The sequence below is a fragment of the Paraburkholderia sp. EG304 genome (genome assembly GCF_046543485.1).
Taxonomy (GTDB): Bacteria; Pseudomonadota; Gammaproteobacteria; order Burkholderiales; family Burkholderiaceae; genus Paraburkholderia; species Paraburkholderia youngii.
Genome location: NZ_JBKGUA010000007.1, coordinates 155,392 through 177,442 on the forward strand (window position 1 = coordinate 155,392; position 22,051 = coordinate 177,442).

The window sequence follows — 22,051 nt, forward strand, 5'->3', positions numbered from 1 at the left end:
TCCTGTTGTCTCCAGTTCGCCTGGATGATTGCGCCAACGCGGGCCATGCTGCGCCGCGCGCGGCTTACGTGATATCTAGCCTGCCAGAAGCCGCTCGACGGTCTCGCGCGACGGGATCGGCGCGACCGCGCCATAACCTTGCGTCGACAGCGCGGCGGCGACGTTCGCGTAGCGCGCGGCGGCAAATGGATCGTCGCCCGCAACGATGCGCGCGATGAATGCGCCGCCGAAGCAGTCGCCGGCGCCGGTCGCATCGACCGCATCGACGACGTAACCCGGCACGACGCGTCGTTCGTTAGGTGTCGCGATATACGAGCCGTCCTTGCCGAGCTTCAGCGCAACCACGCTCGGCCCGTGCGACAGCAGAAAATCGACGATTTCGTCGCGGCCGGTCAGCCCGGTCAGTTCGGTGACGTCGTCCCAGCTCGGCAGGCAGATGTCGGTCTGGCGGATCGCCTCGAGCATCACCGCGCGCGCCCGCGCGAGCGGCCACAGCTTCAGACGCAGATTGGTATCGAAGCTCACGCGCACGCCATTCGCGCGCGCATGCGCGATCGCCTCGAGCGCGGCGTCGCAAGCGCTGACGCTGATCGCGAGACTGATGCCGGACAGATGGATGACCTTCGCCGCCGCGAGCGCGTCGCGCGGCAGATCGGCGGGCGCATAGCGGCTCGCCGCCGAGCCCGCGCGCAGATAGTCGAACGCGTGGCCGTTGGGACCGTGGGATACGAAATAGACGCCTGTCGACGCTTGCGCATCGATACGCACGAACGACGTGTCGACCTGCTCGCGCTCCCACAGGTCGACCAGCAGGCGTCCGAAATGATCGGCGCCGACCGCCGATACAAAGCCGGTCCTCGCACCCTGGCGCGCGGCCGCGATGCAGAAGTTCGACGTGTCGCCGCCGAAGCCTTGCAAGTAGTTCGGCTGATCCTTCGCCGACTGGTTGAATTCGATCATCGCCTCGCCGAGCGCGAGGATGTCCGGTGTTTGAGCTTCAGGCCGTGCGGCCGCGCCGGGCGTCATCGCTTAGACCTCGCCCCACAAATCGTGGCCGTCCGCGCCAGTGATCTTCACCGACACGAAATCGCCGACCTTGTAGCGCTTCGACGCCTTGGTGGACGGCGCGATATAGACGACGCCGTCGATCTCCGGCGCATCCGCCGCGGTGCGGCCGATGCCGCCGTCCGCGTTGATCTCGTCGACCAGCACCTTCAGCGTCTTGCCGACCTTCCTCGCGATGCGCTTCGCCGACACCTGCTCGGCCACTTCCATGAAACGGGCGCGACGTTCCTCACGCACTTCGTCGGGCAATGCGCCGTCGAGTTCGTTCGCGCTCGCGCCTTCGACCGGCGAATACGCGAAGCAGCCGACGCGATCGAGCTCCGCCTCGCGGATGAAATCGAGCAGCGTCTCGAACTGCTCTTCGGTCTCGCCCGGAAAGCCGGCGATGAACGTGCTGCGGATCGTCAGATCCGGGCAGATCTCGCGCCACGCCTTCACGCGCTCCATCACCTTCTCCGCGTTGGCCGGGCGCTTCATGCGCTTGAGCACTTCCGGATGCGCGTGCTGGAACGGCACGTCGAGATACGGCAGCACGTGACCCTTGTACGGACCCGCGGCCATCATCGGAATCACTTCGTCGACGCTCGGGTACGGATACACGTAGTGCAGACGCACCCACGCGCCGTATTGCGCGGCGAGTTCACCGAGCGCGGCGACCAGATCCGTCATGCGCGTCTTGATCGGCTTGCCGTTCCAGAACCCGGTGCGGTATTTGACGTCGACGCCGTATGCGCTCGTGTCCTGCGAAATCACGAGCAGTTCTTTCACGCCGGACTTGAACAGGTTCTCCGCTTCGAGCATCACTTCGGCGACCGGACGCGACACCAGATCGCCGCGCATCGACGGGATGATGCAGAACGTGCAGCGATGATTGCAGCCTTCGGAAATCTTCAGGTACGCGTAGTGGCGCGGCGTGAGCTTGACGCCGGCGGCAGGCACAAGATCGACGAACGGATCGTGCGGCTTCGGCAGATGGCTGTGCACCGCCTGCATCACCTCGCCGACCGCGTGCGGGCCGGTCACCGCGAGCACCTTCGGATGCACTTCCTCGATCAGCCCGGAACCGCTCGCGCTTTTCTTCGCGCCGAGGCAGCCGGTGACGATCACCTTGCCGTTTTCGTTGAGCGCTTCGCCGATCGCGTCGAGGCTTTCCTGCACAGCTTCGTCGATGAAACCGCAGGTGTTGACGACCACGAGGTCCGCGCCGTCATAGGTGCCGGAGATCTCGTAGCCTTCGGCGCGCAGTTGCGTGATGATCTGCTCGGAATCGACGAGGGCCTTGGGGCAGCCGAGGGAAACGAAGCCGACTTTCGGCGTGGCGCCCGGCGCGGCCGGAGCGTTCGAGGGGGTGGAAGACATGGGGAACCGCTTGAAGACGTTAAACCGTGAATTGTAGCGGTTCGCCACCGCCACCGCTCGTAAGTCTTTGAATTCTAGTCTTCAAACGGGGATCAGTTCGGCCGGATCGGGTTGATTCAGCTCGCTGTTTTCGGCGCTCAAAACGTGCTCACGCGTCGGCGCCGATGCGCCTGCGGCCGCCAGCGCCTGGCCGATCACCGTAAGAATTTCGTCAGAGTCCTGCACTCGCCGGATCGCCGCATGCAGCTCGGCCGCTTGCGGCCAGGTCCGCTGCAGGTAGCTGAGCCACTGCTTGACGCGGCCGTGCTCATGGGTCAGTGAACCGTGCGCCCGCAGCTTGTTCAGATAGCCGGCGATCGAACCCAGCACCTGCGGCCATTCGCCGGCCGACGGGCACGGGTCCATGCGCCCGCGAATTCGCTGCGCGAGGAACGGGTCCGACACCGCGCCGCGGCCGATCATCACGTCCGCGCAGCCGCTGACAGAGCGGCAGCGCTGCCAGTCGGCGACCGTCCAGACCTCGCCGTTCGCGATGACGGGCACATCGACGGCGTCGTCGATGCGCGCGACCCACTCCCAGTGGGCGGGCGGCCGGTAGCGGTCGTCGCGCGTGCGCGCATGCACGACGAGCGAGGCCGCGCCGCCGTCCACCAGCGCGCATTCGATCGCCCGCGACGTGTCGGACACGCCGAGGCGCATTTTTGCCGTCACCGCGATATCGGCCGGCACCGCGGCGCGCACGGCAGAGACGATCTGGTTCAGCAGCTTCGGGATCGCGAGCAGCATCGCGCCGCCGCCATGCTGATTGACGACTTTGGCGGGACAGCCGAAGTTCAGGTCGATACCGTACGGTGACAGCGTGGCGGCGTACGCGGCATTGCGTGCCATCCACTCGGGATCGCTGCCGAGCAGCTGGATCACCATCGGCGTGCCGCTGGCGGTCACGCTCGCGTGCAGGATCTCGGGCGCCTCGCGCTCATAGACGCGCGTGGGCAGCATCGAGCCCGTGATGCGGATGAACTCGGACACGCAGCCGTCGAAAGCGCCCGCGCTGGTCAGCACGTCGCGCAGTACGTAGTCCGCAAGCCCTTCCATTGGGGCGAGAAACAGCCGGCTCATGAGAATATGGGTGAACGGCGGATCAGCGAAGAACGATCCGTGCGGCCTTCGCAACGGAAGACTCGGACGCGATCGGGGAGACGGTCTGAAACATAAGGCGGGTCAGCGGAAGGAAAACGATAACGGCGCTAGCAGCGATGTGCCGGCAGAGGGGCGCGACGGACCTTAAACCGCGGCCTGAATCCGGTTCCGACGGAAAAGCGTCCCCACGCGCGGGCCGATATTGTAGCGCGCCGGTGGCTGCGCACTCCTGCGAGCCATCTGGGAGATTGGCAACGCAGCAGCCGGATGCCAACGGTACGCCGACGGCCAGTAGCTCGCTCAGCCAGGTCGCGCGATGCCGCTGCAGCTATGAAGGCCGGCTGCGCGTCCGCGGGCTACCCGGAAGCCCCGGTCGAACCGAGCGGATCTCGCCGCCATTCACTCGCTCACTTCTTTTCCGGCTCCGGATTGCCCTGTGGCGTAGCGGGCGCATTGCTCGCGTTGTTCGCATTGACCGCGCCGCCCGGCGTGAACGGGAACGTGGCGAACATGGTCTTCGCCTGGTTCTGCATCTGCTCCTGCATTTGCACGAACATGTTCTTCGATTGCTCGATATAGCTGGTCATCATGCCCTGCATCATCGGCGCCTGCATGTTCATGAACTGCGACCAGACTTCAGGGTTCATCGCCTTGCCTTCATACAGATTCTTCGACTGGTCGGCGAGCTTCGCCTGAATGTCGATGAAGGCCTGGATGTTCTTTTCCAGATACGTGCCCATCATGCCCTGCATCGCATGACCGTAGAACCGGATGATCTGCGACAGCATCGAAGAAGAGAACATCGGCAGGCCGCCGCTCTCCTCTTCGAGAATGATCTGCAGCAGGATCGAACGCGTGAGGTCCTCGTTGCTCTTGGCATCGATCACCTTGAAATCTTCCTGATCGAGCACGAGCTGCTTCACATCAGTCAGCGTGATGTAGGTGCTCGTCTCCGTGTCGTAGAGCCGACGATTCGGATATTTCTTGATCAGTCGTTCGGCCGTTTTCTTTGTAGTAGTAGTCATGTAACGCCTTTAAGCTCGAGTTAAGCAAACGCGGAAACGGCGTCCGGGCTGTGCGATCGAATCGATTGCGCAGCCGGGACGCCGGCGAAACCATCTGAGCCGAAGCGCGCCGCCTTCCGGTCCGGCGCGCCGATAGCTCAGCCCATATGCAAGCCGCCATTCAGCGAAAAATCCGCGCCGGTGGCGAAGCCCGATTCGTCCGACGCGAGCCATGCGACGATCGAGCCGATTTCGTCCGGCTGACCGAGGCGACGCACCGGAATCGTCGCGACGATTTTTTCCAGCACGTCCGGGCGGATGGCCTTGACCATGTCGGTGCCGATGTAGCCCGGCGACACGGTGTTGACGGTCACGCCCTTGGTCGCGACTTCCTGCGCGAGCGACATCGTAAAGCCGTGGATGCCTGCCTTCGCCGTCGAATAATTGGTTTGGCCGAACTGGCCCTTCTGGCCGTTCACCGACGAAATGTTGATCACGCGGCCAAAGCCACGCTCGACCATGCCGTCGATCACCTGCTTGGTGACGTTGAACAGACTCGTCAGGTTGGTGTCGATCACCGCGGTCCAGTCTTCGTGCGTCATCTTGCGGAACACAACGTCGCGCGTGATTCCGGCATTATTGACCAGCACGTCGATCTCGCCGACTTCGGCCTTGACCTTGTCGAACGCGGCCTTGGTCGACTCCCAGTCGCCCACGTTACCCTCGGAGGCGACAAAGTCGAAGCCAAGCGCCTTCTGCTCGTCGAGCCACTTCGCACGGCGCGGCGAATTCGGGCCGCAGCCCGCGATCACCTTGAAGCCTTCCTTGTGCAGACGCTGGCAGATGCTGGTGCCGATGCCGCCCATGCCGCCCGTTACGTACGCAATTCGCTGTGTCATAAACCACACTCCGTTATCGTTGTCGAGGCGCCTGCCGGCGGCCTCGTGCCTGGCCTGATGCCGGTTCACGTTGCCGCCGGGCGACCGTCTGGCAACGCGCGCTGCCGACACGAGTCATCTGTTGCAGCGCGCCGCACCGCCAGTTGGCGTGCGGCGCGGCCAGATGCCTGTGCCGGCGAAGGCCGCGCGCGAACGGTCGCGATCGCGCGCGGCGTACCCAGCGTACTTTAAACTCGCTCGACCGCGAGCGCGACACCCATGCCGCCGCCGATACACAACGACGCCAGCCCCTTCTTCGCATCGCGCTTCTGCATTTCGTGCAGCAGCGTAACGAGAATCCGGCAGCCGGACGCGCCGATCGGGTGGCCGATCGCAATCGCGCCGCCGTTCACGTTGATCTTCGACGTGTCCCAGCCCATCTGCTTGTGCACGGCGAGCGCCTGTGCGGCAAACGCTTCGTTGATTTCCATCAGATCGAGGTCGGCCGGCGTCCAGCCCGCGCGCTCGAGGCAGCGGCGCGAAGCCGGCACCGGGCCCATGCCCATCACCTTCGGATCGACACCCGCATTCGCGTACGCCTTGATGCGCGCGAGCGGCGTGAGGCCGAGCGCTTCCGCTTTTTTCAGCGACATCACGAGCACCGCGGCCGCGCCGTCGTTCAGGCCCGACGCATTCGCCGCCGTGACCGTGCCTTCCTTCGAGAACGCCGGCTTCAGGCCCGCGAGCGATTCCGCCGTCACGCCGTGACGCACGAATTCGTCGGTGGCAAAGCGCAGCGGCTCGCCCTTGCGCTGCGGAATCTCGACCGGCACGATTTCGTCGTTGAAGCGCCCCGACTTCTGCGCGGCTTCCGCCTTGTTCTGGGACAGCGCCGCGAACGCGTCCTGCTGTTCGCGCGTGATGCCGTGTTCCTTCGCGACGTTCTCAGCCGTCACGCCCATGTGGTACTGGTTGTACACATCCCACAGGCCGTCGACGATCATCGAGTCGATCAGCTTCGCGTCGCCCATGCGGAAACCATCGCGCGAACCCGGCAACACGTGCGGCGCGGCGCTCATGTTTTCCTGGCCGCCTGCGACGACGATGTCCGCATCACCGGCGATGATCGCGTTGGCCGCGAGCATCACGGCCTTCAGACCGGAGCCGCAAACCTTGTTGATCGTCATGCCCGGCACGGCCGACGGCAAACCCGCCTTGATCAGCGCCTGACGCGCGGGGTTCTGACCGGAGCCCGCCGTCAGCACCTGGCCCAGGATAACCTCGCTCACCTGTTCCGGCTTCACGCCTGCCCGTTCGAGTACGGCGCGCACCGCGATCGCTCCGAGTTCAGGTGCGGCAACCTTCGCCAGCGACCCACCAAACTTGCCCACTGCAGTACGAGCGGCCGATACGATCACAACATCAGTCATTTCCATATCCTCAGGGCATCCCGGCAAACTGCGCCGCAGCCCGTTACGTTAAAAATTGCGTTGCAACTTGCGTTGCTCTCACGCCTTCATCAACCAGACGCTCATTCACCTGCCAAACACCTATGCACCGGCCGACTGCGCAGCAACTCCGGACGGCGCGTCGAGCCCGTGCGTGAAAGCTACTCCCGTTGCCGCACATAGCGGCCCGGCGCCGGCTCGATGACCGGGAATTCGTCGGAGCCCAGCGTGGCGCGCGGCTTCACCTTCTTGCCGCCGTACTGATCGAGCCACTCGGTCCATTCGGGCCACCAGCTGCCGGGCACTTCTGTCGCCGCGTCGAACCATTCGTCCGCGCTTGCGGGCAGCGTCTTCGCGTCGCTCTCGAGCTTCCAGAAACTGCGCTTTTTCTTCGCGGGCGGATTGATCACGCCGGCGATATGACCCGACGCGCCGAGCACGAACTTCAGCGGCCCGGAGAGCAGCGGCGCGGACGCATACGCGGTTTGCCACGGCACGATATGGTCTTCGCGCGAACCGTAAATAAAGGTCGGCACGTCGATTTTCGACAGATCGATCGGCTCGCCGCAGGTGGTCAGCGCACCCGGCTCGCGCAGCTTGTTCTCGAGATACGTGTTGCGCAGATACCAGACGTACATCGGCCCCGGCACACTGGTCGAGTCGCTGTTCCAGTACAGCAGGTCGAACGGCACCGGCGTGCGACCCTTCAGGTAGTTATCGACGACGTAGTTCCACACGAGGTCGTTCGGGCGCAGGAACGAGAACGTGTTCGCGAATTCGATGCCGCGCATCAGCCCGGGCGGCGCACCGTTCTTGCCGCCGATGGTCTGCTCGCGCATCTGCACGTGCGCCTCGTCGACGAAGACGTCGAGCACGCCCGTGTCGGAGAAGTCGAGCATCGCGGTGAGCAGCGTCATCGACGCGGCCGGATGTTCGCCGCGCGCCGCGGCCACCGCGAGCGCGGTGGCGAGCAAGGTGCCGCCGATGCAGAAGCCGAGGGTATTGATCTGCTCGCGGCCGCTGATCTGGCGCACTTTGTCGATCGAAGTGAGCACGCCCTCGCCGATGTAGTCGTCCCACGTCTTGTGCGCGATCGACTGATCCGCGTTGCGCCACGAAATCAGGAACACCTGGTGGCCCGAATCGAGCGCGTGCGCGACCAGCGAGTTTTCAGGCTGCAGGTCGAGGATGTAGTACTTGTTGATGCACGGCGGCACGATGAGGAGCGGCCGCTCGCGCACGGTCGCCGTGCGTGGCTTGTACTGGATCAGCTGCAGCAGATCGTTCTCGAACACGACCGAGCCTTCGGTGTTCGCGAGGTTCTCGCCGACCGTGAAACGCGATTCGTCGGTTTGGGAAATCTTGCCGCGCTGCATATCGCCGAGCAGGTTCATCACGCCCTGGCGCAGGCTCTCGCCCTTGCTGTCGAGCAGCGTTTTCTGCGCTTCGGGATTCAGCGCGAAGAAGTTGCTCGGCGAGGCCGCCGCGGTCCACTGCTGGACCGCGAAGCGAATGCGCTCGCGGGTTTTCGGCTGGGTATCGAGCGCGTCGACCATCTGCTGCAAATAGCGCGCGTTCAGCAGATACCACGCGGCGGTAAACGCGTAAGCGGGCGCCTGGCTCCAGGCGTCCGCGCTAAAGCGCCGGTCCTTGAGCTCGGGCGCCTTGATCGCCGAGGTGGTGGCCTGCTGGATCAGTTCCATCGCCTCGCGCGAATAGTCGGTTTGCAGCTTCTGCAAACGCTCGGGCGGAATCGCGGCGGTGGGAATGCTCAACCCCGGCAGCGCGCCGGCGGCCAACTTGCTGAAGTCGGGCATGCCGGGAAATGCCGGGATTTGCGGAAAGCCCGCCGTGATCTGCGCGAGGTCCGGCATCTGCGGCATTGAAGGCATCTGGAATGCCGCGCCATTGGGCTGAGCGCCGAACGAACGCCAGGCGTTCATCCAGGCGTCGAGAAATTGCTGCATGCCTGCGGCTGACGATGCACCGCTCGTACCGGCCTGCTGCGTCTGCTCCTTCGAGGAGTCCGTGCTGGGGGAAGCTGAGGAATGAGATGCTGCCATGCCTGCTTTTGACCGGTAAGTCCTTGCGGACGGGTTGAGAGGCAGGTTCGTGCGCACGGAGCGATTGCTCGCGACTTCGTCACACCCTGTCCCATGAACGAGGAGGAGCTTAGAAGGAACATTCTTGCTCCCCATCACAAGGCATGTCAATGCTTGCTCCCGATTTTGCCGCAGTGCGATATTTTTTTAATTATCGTTTTCCCTGTATGGCAAATCGCGCTTTTGCGAATAAATGTTCCATGCCGCACGCCAATCGAAAAAAGTCCTGCGGCGCATGGTACTTAAGCATATTTATTCGTTCGGTCGCCCACAGAGCAGGCGGGGAATTCGCGCTATCGGCAATCCTTCCGGCAGTGCAACAAAAAATGTGTCTGAAGGCCGGGCAAGGCCTTCAGTGACGGTTCTGCAGTGCCATTCGTGAAGCTCGAACCGGTGCGCATTCACGCAAAATAAGCAACCGTTCGATTTTAAAAATATGACAAGATGCGCGCGCGCCACCCCGAATTAATCGGCAATCGATTGCGCCTGTTCGTCGATCCAGATCAACGCGGCCATACGGCCGGTTTCGCGGTCACGGCGATACGAATAAAAGCGCTCGCGCAGCGTGACCGTGCACAGATCGCCGCCGCCGATACGCGTAAGGCCGAGCCGCTGCAGGCGCAGGCGCGCCAGCGCCGGCAGATCGGCGAGATATTTGCCGGCATTCGCGGGATGCGCGACGAACGCCTTCGCGGTCGCATCGCGTTGTGCGCCGTCGACATCAGTCATGAAGGCGTCACGCACGTCTGGACCGACTTCGAATGCGTCGGGCCCGATCGACGGTCCGAGGTACGCATGCAACTCGGCGGCCGGCACGCCCGCCAGCGCCGCGACCCGCGCGGCAGTCTGCTCGACGATGCCTGCCGCGAGTCCGCGCCAGCCGGCATGCGCGGCGCCGACCGCGCGCCCCGCTTCGTCGCACAACAGCACCGGCATGCAATCGGCCACCATGACGACGCACGCGACGCCCGCGCGATCGGTGACGCTCGCGTCGGCGCGCGGCGGCGCGCCGTGCTCGCGCGCGTGCGCGACGGCGTCCTCGGCGCGCACGATGCCGGCGCCGTGAATCTGTTCGAGCCACGCGGTTTCGCGAACACCGGTCAGCGCGACGAGCCGTGCGCGATTGCTCGCGACCGCGGCCGGATCATCGCCGGTCTTCAGGCCCAGGTTCAGCCCGCCGGGCTGGTCGGCGCCGTCGCGCCAGCGGCCGAACGGCGAGTCGCTGACGCCGCCGTCGCGCGTGGTCACGAGCGCGCGCACGCGCGGCGAGACGTTCCATGCGGGTTGCACGACATCGGCAAAACCCAGCTCAGGCAGATTGGCGCTCATGCGTGATCGTCCTCGTCGTGGTCGCTGTCTTCATCGTACGCGCCGTCGTCGAACGATGCACTGTAGTCCTCGTCCTCGTCATAGGCGTCGTCGAACTCGCCCGTGTCGTCGCGACCCAGGCCGAGCGCTGCCGACAACGCCTCGATGTCGGCCGGCACGTCGGCGCGCCATTGCATCGAGCGGCCGGTCTTCGGATGGATCAGGCCGAGCCGCCACGCGTGCAGCGCCTGGCGCGCGAAGCCGTCCGGCAGCGGCGTGACCGAGCGCTTGCCGCGCGCGCGTCCGTACACCGGGTCTCCGAGCAGCGGATGACCGATATGCGCGCAATGCACGCGAATCTGATGCGTGCGGCCCGTCTCCAGATCGCAGTGGATCGCCGTGACCGGCTGACGCTGCCAGATCGCCGCGGCCACGCGCCGGAAATGCGTGCGCGCCGGCTTGCCTGCCGCGCCCGTCACCACGGCCATGCGCGTGCGCTCGCGCGGGTCGCGGCCGATCGGCGCGTCGATCGTGCCTTCGTCGGGCATGTTGCCCCACACGAGCGCGAGGTAGCGGCGCTTGACCGTGCGCGCCTGCAACTGACGCACGAGGTCGGTCTGCGCCTCGAGTGTGCGCGCGACCACCATCAGCCCCGAGGTCTCCTTGTCGAGCCGGTGCACGATGCCCGCGCGCGGCAGACCCGCCGCGGCCTCGCCATAGCGGTGCAGCAGTCCGTTCAGCACGGTGCCGCTCCAGTTGCCGGCCGCCGGATGCACGACCATGCCGGCCGGCTTGTTGATGACGACCAGCGTGTCGTCCTCGTAGACGATCTCGAGCGGCACCGGCTCGGGCGTGAACGCGAGCTGCTCGGGCAGCAGATCGGGCACGAGCTCGATCGTGGCGCCGAGCGGCACCGGCTGGCGGATCTTCGCCGGCTTGCCGTCGACTCGCACCCGCTGCGCCTCGATCCAGCTTTGCAGACGGCTGCGCGAGAACTCCGGGAACACTTTGGCGAGCACCTTGTCGAGGCGCTCGCCGGCCAGTTCGTCGGGCACCACGACGCTGCGCGGCGCTTCGTCGGCCGCGCGCACGGGCACGGGCGCCGCCGTGGCCGCGGAGCCTTGCGGACCGCTTTCGGCGAGCGCGTCGCCGGCGAAATCGTCATCGAGGGAATCGACGCCCAACGCGTCGGCCGGGTCGGCGCTTACGCTATAATCTTTGTTGCTATTCCCGGCGCCTGCGGTGCCTGGAGTATTTGAGCGGGTCATTGAATCTGGGTCACCTGGACGTAAAGCTAGACTGGAAAATGCGAGCCTTGAACACCATCACTGAAGCGGCGATCAATATGGCGGCCATCAAGAAGGCGGCCCGGAAAGTGGCCGGATACATTGCGTGCGCCGCGGCCGTCGTCGCTGTTGCGGCTTGCCACGGCCTGCCGGAGAAGACCGACGAAACGGCAACGTGGAATAACAACAAATTATATACGGAGGCGAACGACGCCTTGACCGGTGGTGACTGGGGCAAATGCGCGAAGTATTTCGAGCTGCTCGAAGGCCGCGACCCGTTCGGCCACTTCGCGCAGCAGGCGCAGATCAACGTCGCGTACTGCAACTGGAAAGACAACGAAAACGCCGCCGCCGACCAGGCCATCGACCGCTTCATCCAGCTGCACCCGGATCACCCGGACATCGCCTACGCGTATTACCTGAAAGGCATGATCCACTTCAACGACGACCTCGGTCTGTTCGGCCGCTTCTCGGGCCAGGACATGAGCGAACGCGATCCGAAATCGCTGCGCGAGTCGTACGACGCGTTCAAGGTCGTGGTGGACCGCTTCCCGAACAGCAAGTACGCGCCGGACGCCGCGCAGCGCATGCGCTACATCGTGAATGCGCTGGCATCGCACGAAGTCCACGCGGCGGACTATTACTATCGCCGCGGCGCCTATGTCGCCGCCATCAACCGCGCACAGCTCGCCTTGCGCGAGTACAAGAACGCGCCGGCCATCGAAGACGCGCTGCATATCATGATTCTGTCGTACGAGAAGCTGAACAACCAGCAACTCGCTGACGACACGCGCCGCGTGCTGGCCGGCACTTTCCCCGACAGCCCGTACGTGACCGGCCACGCACGGCCCGGCACCGCGAAGTCGTGGTGGCAGTTCTGACGCCTCACGCGCCGACGGCATAGACCGTCGTCTGAAAACGAAAACGCCACGAGCTCGGTCGTGGCGTTTTCGTTTGTGCGCGCGGCGAGACTCAATCGCGCTCGAACAGCGCAATCGATTCCACGTGCGACGTATGCGGGAACATGTTGACGACGCCCGCGCCTACCAGCCGATAGCCGGCCTCATGCACGAGCAGCCCGGCATCGCGCGCGAGCGTGCCCGGCGCGCACGACACGTAGACGATGCGCTTCGGCAGCGGCCCGTTGCCGCTCTGGGCGATCTCCGCGAGCGCCTTCGCGATCGCGAGCGCGCCTTCGCGCGGCGGATCGACCAGGAACTTGTCGAAATGGCCGAGCGCGCGCAGGTCGTCGGCGGTGACTTCGAACAGGTTGCGGCACGCGAACGACGTATGGCCGGCGACGCCGTTCAGCTCCGCGTTCGCGAGCGCGCGCTGGGTCAGCACTTCGCTGCCCTCGATACCGACCACTTCCCGCGAGATTCGCGCGAGCGGCAGCGTGAAGTTGCCGATCCCACAGAACAGGTCGAGCACGCGGTCCGTGCGCGCCGGCGCGAGCAGGCGCAACGCGCGGCTCACCAGCACACGGTTGATCGCGTGATTGACCTGGGTGAAATCAGTCGGCTTGAACGGCATGCGGATGCCGTATTCCGGCAGCGTGTAGTCGAGCTGCACGTCGAGCGGATAAAGCGGCGTGACCGTGTCGGGACCGCCCGGCTGGACCCAGAACTGCACCTTGTGTTCGTCCGCGAACTCGCGCAGCACCTGCTCGTCCGCGGCCGTCAGCGGTTCCAGGTTGCGCACGACGAGCGCCGTGACCGACGAGCCGACCGCGAGCTCGAGCTGCGGCATACGGTCGTAGATCGACAGCTTGCGGACCATGAAGCGCAGCGGCATCAGCATCGCCGACACATGCGGCGGCAGCACCTCGCAAGTCTTCATGTCGGCGATATAGCTGCTCTTCTTCTCGTGAAAGCCGATGCGCATGCCGCCGCGCTCCGGCAGATAGCGCACCGCGAGCCGCGCGCGATAGCGGTAACCCCAGGACGGTCCGTGAATCGGCCGGAACACCGTTTCGGGGCGCAGCTTCGCCAGATGCTGCAGGTTGTCCTCGAGCACACGCTGCTTGACCGCGACCTGCGCGCGCATGTCGAGATGCTGCATCGAGCAGCCGCCGCAGATGTTGAAGTACGTGCATTTCGGCGTCGTGCGGGTCACGCTCTCGCGGAACACCTGAACGACTTCGGCCTGCTCGAATTTCGGCTTGCTGCGATGCGTCGAATAACTGACGAGTTCACCCGGCAGTGCGCCTTCGACGAACACGACCTTGCCTGGCGTGCCGTCTTCGCCCGCGGTGCGGCCCACGCCGCGCGCTTCCATATCGAGCGAAACGATTTCGATGACTGGTTCGTTGCCGGTAATGGCGGGCGCCGGCGCCGGGGCGTGCGCCCTGGCATGCTTCGATGAGCGCCGCGGCGAGCGACGTTGGGGGGCAGTTCGGGACACCTGCGGACTTCCTGGCAAACTATGGGGAAAGGCGAGATTGTAGACGAAGCGCCGGGCTTGCCAGTGGCGTGGCGTGGACCGCGCCCGGAGCGTGTCCATATCGCGGCCCGGATTGCAGCGCGGCGCCCCGGCGGACGCCCTACTCGCGCGCCGCCCTTACGGCTCGAACGCCGCCAGATATTCCGCCCACTGTGGCGCGGTTTCCAGCGCGAGCGCGTTCTTCACGAGGTTGATCTCATCAGCATACTCCGACGGCGAAAAGCCGCCGCGCATCAGCTGGAAGCGGCAATACAGCAGGTACGTATTGACGACGTCGGTCTCGCAATAATTGCGGATTTCCTCGATGCGGCCTTGCTGGAACGCCTGCCACACCTGACTGCCGTCCATCCCCATCTTGCCCGGAAAGCCGCACATCTTCGCGAGCGCGTCGAGCGGCGCGTTGGCGCGCGCCTGGTACATCGCGAGCACGTCCATCAGGTCGGTATGGCGCGCGTGGTAGCGGCTGATGTAGTTGTTCCACTTGAAGTCGCGGTCGTCCTCGCCGACATCCCAGAACCGATAGGCGGGGATGCCGTTGACGAGCGCGCGATAGTTGAGCACCGGCAGATCGAAACCGCCGCCGTTCCACGACACGAGTTGCGGCGTGTACTTTTCGATCACGCGATAGAAAGACTGCACGAGCGTCGCCTCGCCGTCCTCGGGCGTGCCGAGGGAGCGCACGCGAAAACCGTTGTTGTCGCGAAACACGCAGGAAATCGCCGCGACCCGTTGCAGGTGATGCGGCAGAAAATCGCTGCCGGTTTTTTCGCGGCGCGCGGCGAACGCGTGCTCGGCGACCTCGGCGTCGCTCATCGACGCGGGCAAATCTTCAAGACGGCGGATGCCGGCGACATCGGGAATCGTCTCGATGTCGAAAACAAGAATCGGTGTCATCAGGTCAGAGAACGGCGTCTTTGCGGACACCGTTTGAGGCGAAGAAGCGCTTCAGTCGCACCAGCGCTTCCTGTTGGATCTGGCGCACACGCTCGCGCGTGAGGCCCATTTCGTCGGCCAGCTCTTCGAGCGTGGCGGGCTCGATATGATTCAGACCGAAGCGCCGCTCGATCACATGGCGGTGCTTGTCCGACAAACGCGCGAGCCATGCGCGTGTCAGCGTTTCGAGCTCGCGATGCTGCACCTCGGCGTCTGGCGACTGGCTCTGGTCGTCCGACAGCAGATCGAGCAGGCTGCTCGCCGGATCGAGGTCGAGCGGCGCGTCGAGCGACGCGGTGTGCTCGTTCAGCGCGAGGATGTCGGTGACTTCGTCGGTGGTCTTGCCGGTCAGATAGGCGATGTCGTCGATGCTCGCGTCGCGGCGCTCGGCGGCTTCCCCCGAATTCATCGAGTTCTTTTCCAGATGGCGCTTCGCCCGCAACACCTGGTTGAGCTCACGAATCACATGCACCGGCAAGCGCACGGTGCGCGCCTGGTTCATGATCGCGCGCTCGATGCTCTGGCGAATCCACCACGTCGCGTAAGTCGAAAAACGGAAGCCGCGCGTCGGATCGAATTTCTCGATTGCGTGCATCAGGCCGAGATTGCCCTCCTCGATCAGATCGAGCAGCGGCACGCCGCGATTCAGATAACCCTTGGCAATGCTGACGACCAGCCGCAGATTGCGCTCGATCATCACCTGCCGCGCTTCGAACTCGCCGGCCTTGGCAAGGCGCGAATATTTCTGCTCTTCCTCGACGGTGAGCAGCGGCTTCACGCTGATGCGGTTTAGATAATGCTGGATCGTGTCGGCCGTGAGTTCGGCCTGCAGCAGTGCGCGGAAGTCGTCGGCGTCGGGCAGCGCGTCGCTGGTGCTTTCGCGCGCGTCGGCGCCCTCGCTGTCGTCGAGGCCGCTCTGGCGTTCGTCGAGATCGCGCTCCTCGACGATCTCCTCTTCCACTTCCGAAGCGCCGCTTTCGTCCACTGCGGCGGACGTGACTTCGCTGATCGTCTCAGACTCGGCTTGCGGCGGGCGGCGCTTCGATTTCGGCATGGTCGTATCGCTTATTGCGGCGGCAAATACTTCAGTGGGTCGACTGGTTTACCCTGTCGGCGAACTTCGAAATGCAACATCACGCGGTCGGAATCGCTATTGCCCATCTCAGCGATCTTCTGCCCTTTCGTTACCGCGTCCCCCTCTTTTACCATCAAAGCGCGGTTGTGTGCATACGCGGTGAGATAAGTTGCATCATGCTTGATGATAATGAGATTGCCGTAACCACGCAGCCCATTTCCGGCATAAACGACGCGACCATCGGCCGACGCTTTAACCGGCTCGCCCGCGGAGCCGCCGATATTGACGCCTTTATTGGTCGAGTCGTTGAAGGTGTTGAGCAGCGGACCGCGCACCGGCCATGCAAATGCTACGTTGCCCGCCGCCGCGCTGCCGAGCTCGGCGTTCGCCGCAGAGGAATTGGCCGCAGGCGCAGCTACCGCACCATTCGCGGGCGTTCCGTTCGTCGCGCCGCCGTAGAGCGGCGGCATCGCGGCGCCGACCGCGGCCGGTGCGTTGTTATTCAGTGGCGCGCTTTGCACCGCGCCCGAGCTGCCGATCGGCGCGGTCGACACGCCCGGCGTCATGGCCGCGGTATTCGCACCCGGCGGCACGACGCGCAGCAACTGGTCGACTTCGATCTGATTCGGATTGGTCAGGTTGTTCCACGTCGAGATGTCGCGGTAATTCTGGCCGTTCTCGAGCGCAATGCGGTACAGCGTATCGCCCGGCTTCACGCGATAGTAACCGGGCGGCGGCGGGCCGAGCGGCACCGCCGGTTGCGCCGCGCCCTGCGCGGTGGAGAGCACGCCGCCGCCGGAGCGGTCGACGACGGGCGCCTGGTCGAGCCGGGATGCACAGGCCGTCATCAACAGGGACAAGGCGAGCACGCACACGCTGCGCTGGGTTACGGTCAGGGGGGTATTCGGGGTGGTTCTCTGCATCGCGCGCAACATACTCATCGGTGTCAAATCACTCCGGATTTTAAGGGTACAAAGAAAACGCGATCAAGCCGCGACTCGCGCCATTGCGCGGGCCCGAGGCGCTCGACCAGCGTCAGCACCTGGCTCTGTCCTTCCTGCGAGCCGACCGGCGCAACCAGACGTCCGCCGATCGCAAGCTGCTCGAGCAATGCCTGCGGCACGTCGAGCCCGGCAGCCGCGATCACGATCGCGTCGAACGGCGCCGCCGACGGCAAGCCGAGCCGACCGTCGCCGTAGTGCAGCCGGATATTCGGAATGCGCAGCGGACGCAGATTGGTCTTCGCGCGCTCGGACAGCGGCTTGATGCGTTCAATCGAATAAACCTCGCGCGCGACCTGGCTCAGCACCGCTGCCTGATAGCCGCAACCGGTGCCGATTTCGAGCACCGTGTTCAGCGCGCGCCCGGCCGCCGCGAGTTCGATCATCCGCGCGACCACCGACGGCTTCGAGATGGTCTGGTGATGACCGATCGGCAGCGCGGCATCTTCGTACGCCTGGGCCGCAAGCCCCGGATCGACGAACATGTGGCGCGGCACCGCCGCCATCGCGTTCAGCACACGCTGGTCGCTGACGCCATTGGCTCGCAGGCGTTCGACCATGCGTTCGCGAACCCGTTCCGAGGTCAGCGCGAGGGCGTTGTTCATCGCGCCGCTGCTCGCGCCGCCGAATGCGCCGCTCATTGCACCGGCTAGCGCGGCGTTCGACGCGGGTTTCGCGCTTTGCTGCAGTTGCGGCTGAAGTGGTGATGGTGTCGGACGTGCGCTGTGTGCAGACGCATGCGTCGAGGTTTTGCCTGGCTTGACCGACGACTTCGGTGCTTGCTTGACAGGCTGCCCCGCCAATCCACCGGACAACGAATTCGCCGTTGTCTTTGCGACTGGCGCGGCCTGCGGCTTCGGCGGCATCGCACCGGTGGTTCCCGTTGGCGTGCCCAACGTAGTGCTTTGCGTCTTCGCCTGGGGAATCACCTGGGGTCGTGTCGTCGGCGTGGATTGGGCAGCAGCGGAAGTCCTCGCTTGCGCTCGTGCGGCCGCGCCGCCCTGCGTCGGTTTCGCCGACTGCTGCCGCGCATTCAACGCCGCGCTCGCCGCGAGCGCCGCCGCGCGCATCTCCCCCGGACGTCCCTCGGGCCGGCGCGGTTCGCGCACCAGGTCCTCGAGACCTAGCGGAAAGCGCTTCGCGCGCTCGCCGGTCATGAACTGCCGCTCCCGGCGCGTAGCCAGTCGCGCGCCGCGGGCAGCATTTGCGTGTAAGTCAGATCGAGCTGCAGCGGCGTGATCGACACGGCGCCGTTCGCGACCGCGTGGAAGTCCGTGCCTTCGCTCGCGTCGCGCGCCTGGCCCGAGGCGCCGATCCAGTAGATCGGTTCGCCGCGCGGATTGGTTTGGCGGATCACCGGCTGCGACGGATGACGTTTGCCGAGTCGGGTGATCTCCCAGCCGCGCAGTTGGTCATACGGCAGGTTAGGAATATTGACGTTCAGCAGCGGATGCCCCGGCAACGGCCGTTCGAGATAATGCGCGACGATTTCGGCGGCAACGCGCGCCGCGTCTTCGAGATGCACCCAGTCTTTGTCGACCAGTGAAAACGCGATGGCCGGCACGCCGAACATGATGCCTTCGGTGGCGGCCGCAACGGTGCCGGAATACAACGTGTCGTCGCCCATGTTCTGGCCGTTGTTGATACCCGACACGACGAGGTCCGGTGTATGGTCGAGCATGCCGGTCAGTGCGATGTGCACCGAGTCGGTCGGCGTGCCGTTCACGTAGTAGAAGCCATTCGCCGAACGCAGGACCGAGAGCGGCCGCCACAGCGTCAAGGAATTCGACGCGGCGCTGCAGTTCTGTTCGGGAGCCATCACGGTGACGTCGGCGATCGGCTTCAGCGCTTCGTAAAGCGCGGCGAGGCCCGGCGCCAGATAACCGTCGTCGTTGCTGAGTAGGATTCGCATGCGCCGATTGTAACCGAGGAAAGATGGCACGCGAACGGCATGCTCGGGGTGTCGGCGTGGCGTGCACGAGCGTCGTGCGAGCTGGTGTTTTTCAGGTGCGCGGATGCTTGCGTCGAGCGCAAAGATGCTGCCTTGCGTCGCAACCCGCAGCGCAATAAATCGTACGGTCGTGCGCTTTGCTTTACACTCGAAACCGTTGCGAACCCTGAACGATATGGAGACACGATGCGTGCGATTCGCTGCAAGCAGTACGGGCCGCCCGAGAGCCTGGTCGTCGATAACCTGCCGGATCTCGAACCGCCGCCAGGCCACGTCGTGATCGACGTGAAGTCCGCAGCCGTCAATTTTCCCGACGTGCTGATCATCGAGAACAAATACCAGTTCAAGCCGCCGCTGCCGTTCACGCCGGGCTCGGAAGCCGCGGGCATCGTGCGCGCGGTGGGCGAAGGCGTCACGCAGTTCAAGCCGGGTTCTCGCGTGGCGGCGTTCACCGGCTCCGGCGGTTTCGCCGAGCAGGCGCTCGCACCCGCCGCGGCCTGCGTGCCGCTCGACGACGATGTGTCGTTCGAACTCGCGGCCGCGTTCACGCTCGCGTATGGCACCTCGCATCACGCGGTGGTCGATCGCGGCGCGCTGCAGGCTGGCGAGACGATGCTCGTGCTCGGCGCGGCTGGCGGCGTCGGGCTGGCTGCGGTCGAAATCGGCAAGGCGCTCGGCGCGCGCGTGATTGCGGCGGCATCGAACGACGAGAAGCTCGCGACCTGCGTCAAGCACGGCGCGGACGCGACGATCAACTACAGCAGCGAGGATCTGCGCGAGCGCATCAAGACGCTCACCGACGGCAAAGGCCCAGATGTGATCTACGACCCGGTCGGCGGCGTGTATGCCGAACCGGCGTTTCGCAGCATCGGCTGGCGGGGGCGTTATCTGGTGGTCGGCTTTGCCAACGGCGAGATCCCGAAGCTGCCGCTGAACCTGATGTTGCTCAAGGGCGCGAGCGTGGTCGGCGTGTTCTGGGGCGATTTCGCCAGGCGCGAGCCGCAGCGCAACCGCGCGGCATTCGAGCAGATGACCGGCTGGATTCGCGAACGCAAGCTCAAGCCTTACGTATCGGCCCGCTATTCGCTCGAGGACACCGGCCGCGCGTTGCGCGATATGGCCGAGCGTCGCGTGATCGGCAAGGTGGTGATCACGCCATAGTGCAACCAATCAGGCAGCGTGAAAAACGGCGCGGCGCCCGAAGGCGATTTCGGGCGCCGCGCCGCTTGCGATCCACGCTCACAGCTTCTCGGTATCTCCGGTGCGCGGCTGCCACTTCATCAAACGCCGCTCCGCGATCCCGACGATCGCGTCGAGAATCAGCGCAAAGGCGGTGAGCACCAGAATGCCCGCGAACACGGTGTTGATATCGAAGGTGCCTTCGGCCTGCAGGATCAGATAGCCGACGCCGCGCGCCGAGCCCAGATACTCGCCCACCACCGAGCCGACGAACGCAAGCCCCACCGACGTATGCAGGCTCGAAAACACCCAGCTCATCGCGCTCGGCAGATACACGAAGCGCAGCAGCTGCTTGCGGTTCGCGCCGAGCATGCGCGCGTTCGCGAGCACGACCGGGCTCACTTCCTTCACGCCCTGGTAGACGTTGAAGAACACGATGAAGAACACCAGCGTGACGCCGAGCGCAACCTTCGACCAGATGCCGAGGCCGAACCACACGCCGAAGATCGGCGCGAGAATCACTCGCGGCATCGAGTTCGCGGCCTTCACGTATGGATCGAACAGCGCGCTCGCGGTCGGCGCAAGCGCAAGCCACAGGCCGACGCCGAGCCCGATCGCGGTGCCGAACACGAACGCGAGCACGGTCTCGACGAGCGTGATCCACAGGTGCAGATAGATCTCGCCGCCGGTGAACCACTCCCAGATCCGCTGCAGCACTTTCTGCGGCTCGCCGAAGAAGAAGGCCGCCTTGTTTGGATCGTCGAAATAGAACGGCGGCATCAGCGTCGGACTCGTCAGCACGTACCACAGCACGAAGCACAGCACGAGCAGCAGCCACTGCCAGATCACCAGATTCGCCCGGTTTGGGCGCAACGTCTTCCACATGACTTGGATTGCCTTGGACGATTGTTGAACGCGTCTTCTCTTTAAATACGCATGCAGGGATGCGCGGCACACTCAAACAGCGGTGAGCTGCTGTTGATACCCCTTGAGCACTTCATCGCGCAGCACGCCCCAGATCTGCGCGTGCAATTCGACGAAGCGCGGATGCGAGCGGATTTCGGCGACATCGCGCGGCCGCGGCAGATCGATCCGGAACTCGCCGATCGGATGCGTGGCGGGCCCGGCCGACAGCACGACCACGCGATCGGACATCGCGATCGCTTCGTCGAGATCGTGCGTGATGAACAGCACCGCCTTGCGCTTCGCGACCCAGAGATCCAGCAGTTCGTTTTCCATCAGCTGCCGCGTTTGAATATCCAGCGCGGAAAACGGCTCGTCCATCAGGATGATGTCGGGATCGAGGATCAGTGTTTGCGCCATCGCGACGCGCTTGCGCATGCCGCCCGACAGCTGATGCGGATAGCGGTCGCCGAAGCCGCCGAGTCCGACGCGCTTTAACCACTCTTCGGCCTTCGCGCGCGCGTCTGCGGCCGACATACCGCGAAACGACAGGCCGGCCATCACGTTGTCGAGCGCCGAGCGCCACGGCATCAGCGCATCGGCTTGGAACATGTACCCCGCGCGGCGATTCAGGCCATCGAGCTTCTCGCCGAACACGCTGACCGCGCCCGTCGACGGCTGCAGCAGCCCCGCGCCGATGTTCAGCAGCGTGGACTTGCCGCAGCCAGTCGGCCCGACCACCGACACGAACTCGCCCGGCTCGATACGCAGCGTCGTGTCTTTGACCGCTGTGTAGCGCTGCGCGCGGTTGTCGCGCGCAGCGAACGTGCAGGTGATGTTTTCGAGCGCCAGGGCAGCAACGGTCATCGTACGGCTCGCTTCAGGGATCGGGTTTGCGGGGAGTTGTGGCGGCGACGCTGAAGGCGGTGGGCGTGGACAAGGCGAATCGCCCGGCCCACGTCCTCTTCGATACACCT

General features: G+C 64.9%; 19 protein-coding genes. 2 read left to right on the forward strand and 17 right to left on the reverse strand.

Annotated elements, in window-relative coordinates:
- Nucleotides 1-75: 75 nt before the first annotated feature.
- From ACLFKU_RS11410 to ACLFKU_RS11450, 9 genes are all read right to left on the reverse strand, one after another.
- On the reverse strand, nucleotides 76-1,026 hold the full coding sequence (locus tag ACLFKU_RS11410) for a sugar kinase (RefSeq protein WP_368585970.1): 951 nt from the start codon (nucleotides 1,024-1,026) through the stop codon (nucleotides 76-78).
- 3 nt (nucleotides 1,027-1,029) lie between these two features.
- Complete coding sequence (gene rimO, locus ACLFKU_RS11415; RefSeq protein ID WP_368585971.1) at nucleotides 1,030-2,424, reverse strand: 30S ribosomal protein S12 methylthiotransferase RimO; 1,395 nt, start codon at nucleotides 2,422-2,424, stop codon at nucleotides 1,030-1,032.
- 81 nt (nucleotides 2,425-2,505) lie between these two features.
- A complete protein-coding gene (locus tag ACLFKU_RS11420; protein ID WP_410849163.1) occupies nucleotides 2,506-3,543 on the reverse strand; it encodes a tRNA dihydrouridine synthase in 1,038 nt (345 codons plus the stop codon).
- A 428-nt stretch (nucleotides 3,544-3,971) separates the two neighbouring features.
- Entirely contained in the window at nucleotides 3,972-4,589 is a 618-nt protein-coding gene (gene phaR, locus ACLFKU_RS11425; RefSeq protein ID WP_176108638.1) for a polyhydroxyalkanoate synthesis repressor PhaR, read from the reverse strand.
- Nucleotides 4,590-4,726: 137 nt separating this feature from the next.
- Nucleotides 4,727-5,467 (reverse strand): 3-ketoacyl-ACP reductase, encoded by a 741-nt coding sequence (locus tag ACLFKU_RS11430; protein WP_176108639.1) that lies wholly within the window; start codon nucleotides 5,465-5,467, stop codon nucleotides 4,727-4,729.
- Nucleotides 5,468-5,694: 227 nt separating this feature from the next.
- A complete protein-coding gene (locus ACLFKU_RS11435; protein WP_018432060.1) occupies nucleotides 5,695-6,876 on the reverse strand; it encodes an acetyl-CoA C-acetyltransferase in 1,182 nt (393 codons plus the stop codon).
- Between the two features lie 179 nt (nucleotides 6,877-7,055).
- The gene (phaC, locus tag ACLFKU_RS11440; RefSeq protein WP_410849213.1) at nucleotides 7,056-8,861 is read right to left on the reverse strand and encodes a class I poly(R)-hydroxyalkanoic acid synthase; all 1,806 of its coding nucleotides are present in this window, start codon (nucleotides 8,859-8,861) and stop codon (nucleotides 7,056-7,058) included.
- A 600-nt stretch (nucleotides 8,862-9,461) separates the two neighbouring features.
- Nucleotides 9,462-10,325 carry a peptidoglycan editing factor PgeF gene (gene pgeF / locus ACLFKU_RS11445; RefSeq protein ID WP_368585973.1) on the reverse strand — a complete coding sequence of 288 codons (864 nt, stop codon included), beginning with the start codon at nucleotides 10,323-10,325 and terminating at the stop codon, nucleotides 9,462-9,464.
- Nucleotides 10,322-11,572, reverse strand: coding sequence for an RluA family pseudouridine synthase (locus ACLFKU_RS11450; protein ID WP_410849164.1), 1,251 nt, complete (start codon nucleotides 11,570-11,572; stop codon nucleotides 10,322-10,324). The genes pgeF and ACLFKU_RS11450 overlap by 4 nt, the downstream gene beginning before the upstream one ends.
- A gap of 77 nt (nucleotides 11,573-11,649) precedes the next feature.
- Between ACLFKU_RS11450 and ACLFKU_RS11455 the strand changes: the two genes are divergently transcribed.
- Nucleotides 11,650-12,471: an outer membrane protein assembly factor BamD gene (locus ACLFKU_RS11455; protein ID WP_410849214.1), complete on the forward strand. Its 822-nt coding sequence runs from the start codon at nucleotides 11,650-11,652 to the stop codon at nucleotides 12,469-12,471.
- A gap of 91 nt (nucleotides 12,472-12,562) precedes the next feature.
- On the opposite strand, the gene rlmD is transcribed toward ACLFKU_RS11455, so the two are convergent.
- From rlmD to surE, 6 genes are all read right to left on the reverse strand, one after another.
- On the reverse strand, nucleotides 12,563-13,993 hold the full coding sequence (rlmD, locus tag ACLFKU_RS11460; protein ID WP_368582902.1) for a 23S rRNA (uracil(1939)-C(5))-methyltransferase RlmD: 1,431 nt from the start codon (nucleotides 13,991-13,993) through the stop codon (nucleotides 12,563-12,565).
- A 156-nt stretch (nucleotides 13,994-14,149) separates the two neighbouring features.
- Nucleotides 14,150-14,926, reverse strand: a complete 777-nt coding sequence (locus tag ACLFKU_RS11465; RefSeq protein WP_368582901.1) for a 3'-5' exonuclease — start codon at nucleotides 14,924-14,926, stop codon at nucleotides 14,150-14,152.
- Nucleotides 14,927-14,930: 4 nt separating this feature from the next.
- The gene (gene rpoS / locus ACLFKU_RS11470; RefSeq protein WP_368582899.1) at nucleotides 14,931-16,019 is read right to left on the reverse strand and encodes an RNA polymerase sigma factor RpoS; all 1,089 of its coding nucleotides are present in this window, start codon (nucleotides 16,017-16,019) and stop codon (nucleotides 14,931-14,933) included.
- Between the two features lie 11 nt (nucleotides 16,020-16,030).
- Nucleotides 16,031-16,981: a peptidoglycan DD-metalloendopeptidase family protein gene (locus tag ACLFKU_RS11475; RefSeq protein WP_410849165.1), complete on the reverse strand. Its 951-nt coding sequence runs from the start codon at nucleotides 16,979-16,981 to the stop codon at nucleotides 16,031-16,033.
- Nucleotides 16,982-16,986: 5 nt separating this feature from the next.
- Complete coding sequence (locus ACLFKU_RS11480; protein ID WP_410849166.1) at nucleotides 16,987-18,198, reverse strand: protein-L-isoaspartate(D-aspartate) O-methyltransferase; 1,212 nt, start codon at nucleotides 18,196-18,198, stop codon at nucleotides 16,987-16,989.
- Nucleotides 18,195-18,953 (reverse strand): 5'/3'-nucleotidase SurE, encoded by a 759-nt coding sequence (surE, locus tag ACLFKU_RS11485; protein WP_013089351.1) that lies wholly within the window; start codon nucleotides 18,951-18,953, stop codon nucleotides 18,195-18,197. Before surE ends, ACLFKU_RS11480 begins: the two co-directional genes overlap by 4 nt.
- A gap of 225 nt (nucleotides 18,954-19,178) precedes the next feature.
- Here surE and ACLFKU_RS11490 point away from each other — a divergent pair, with 225 nt between their 5' ends.
- The gene (locus tag ACLFKU_RS11490; RefSeq protein ID WP_410849167.1) at nucleotides 19,179-20,153 is read left to right on the forward strand and encodes an NADPH:quinone oxidoreductase family protein; all 975 of its coding nucleotides are present in this window, start codon (nucleotides 19,179-19,181) and stop codon (nucleotides 20,151-20,153) included.
- 78 nt (nucleotides 20,154-20,231) lie between these two features.
- Here the strand turns inward: ACLFKU_RS11490 and ACLFKU_RS11495 are convergent, their stop codons facing one another.
- Together ACLFKU_RS11495 and ACLFKU_RS11500 are read right to left on the reverse strand one after the other, a co-directional pair.
- Complete coding sequence (locus tag ACLFKU_RS11495; protein ID WP_368582892.1) at nucleotides 20,232-21,056, reverse strand: ABC transporter permease; 825 nt, start codon at nucleotides 21,054-21,056, stop codon at nucleotides 20,232-20,234.
- Nucleotides 21,057-21,128: 72 nt separating this feature from the next.
- Nucleotides 21,129-21,941 carry an ABC transporter ATP-binding protein gene (locus ACLFKU_RS11500; RefSeq protein WP_410849168.1) on the reverse strand — a complete coding sequence of 271 codons (813 nt, stop codon included), beginning with the start codon at nucleotides 21,939-21,941 and terminating at the stop codon, nucleotides 21,129-21,131.
- Between the last annotated feature and the right edge of the window lie 110 nt (nucleotides 21,942-22,051).

Bases quoted from the DNA above. Each gene is read 5' to 3' on its own strand.
- rimO (WP_368585971.1), bottom strand. From the start codon at position 2,424: ATGTCTTCCACCCCCTCGAACGCTCCGGCCGCGCCGGGCGCCACGCCG.
- ACLFKU_RS11500 (WP_410849168.1), bottom strand. From the start codon at position 21,941: ATGACCGTTGCTGCCCTGGCGCTCGAAAACATCACCTGCACGTTCGCT.
- pgeF (WP_368585973.1), bottom strand. From the start codon at position 10,325: ATGAGCGCCAATCTGCCTGAGCTGGGTTTTGCCGATGTCGTGCAACCC.
- phaC (WP_410849213.1), bottom strand. From the start codon at position 8,861: ATGCAGCAATTTCTCGACGCCTGGATGAACGCCTGGCGTTCGTTCGGC.
- ACLFKU_RS11455 (WP_410849214.1), top strand. From the start codon at position 11,650: ATGGCGGCCATCAAGAAGGCGGCCCGGAAAGTGGCCGGATACATTGCG.
- ACLFKU_RS11450 (WP_410849164.1), bottom strand. From the start codon at position 11,572: ATGACCCGCTCAAATACTCCAGGCACCGCAGGCGCCGGGAATAGCAAC.
- ACLFKU_RS11475 (WP_410849165.1), bottom strand. From the start codon at position 16,981: ATGAGTATGTTGCGCGCGATGCAGAGAACCACCCCGAATACCCCCCTG.
- ACLFKU_RS11435 (WP_018432060.1), bottom strand. From the start codon at position 6,876: ATGACTGATGTTGTGATCGTATCGGCCGCTCGTACTGCAGTGGGCAAG.
- surE (WP_013089351.1), bottom strand. From the start codon at position 18,953: ATGCGAATCCTACTCAGCAACGACGACGGTTATCTGGCGCCGGGCCTC.
- ACLFKU_RS11420 (WP_410849163.1), bottom strand. From the start codon at position 3,543: ATGAGCCGGCTGTTTCTCGCCCCAATGGAAGGGCTTGCGGACTACGTA.
- ACLFKU_RS11490 (WP_410849167.1), top strand. From the start codon at position 19,179: ATGCGTGCGATTCGCTGCAAGCAGTACGGGCCGCCCGAGAGCCTGGTC.
- ACLFKU_RS11465 (WP_368582901.1), bottom strand. From the start codon at position 14,926: ATGACACCGATTCTTGTTTTCGACATCGAGACGATTCCCGATGTCGCC.
- ACLFKU_RS11495 (WP_368582892.1), bottom strand. From the start codon at position 21,056: ATGTGGAAGACGTTGCGCCCAAACCGGGCGAATCTGGTGATCTGGCAG.
- phaR (WP_176108638.1), bottom strand. From the start codon at position 4,589: ATGACTACTACTACAAAGAAAACGGCCGAACGACTGATCAAGAAATAT.
- ACLFKU_RS11480 (WP_410849166.1), bottom strand. From the start codon at position 18,198: ATGACCGGCGAGCGCGCGAAGCGCTTTCCGCTAGGTCTCGAGGACCTG.
- ACLFKU_RS11430 (WP_176108639.1), bottom strand. From the start codon at position 5,467: ATGACACAGCGAATTGCGTACGTAACGGGCGGCATGGGCGGCATCGGC.
- rpoS (WP_368582899.1), bottom strand. From the start codon at position 16,019: ATGCCGAAATCGAAGCGCCGCCCGCCGCAAGCCGAGTCTGAGACGATC.
- ACLFKU_RS11410 (WP_368585970.1), bottom strand. From the start codon at position 1,026: ATGACGCCCGGCGCGGCCGCACGGCCTGAAGCTCAAACACCGGACATC.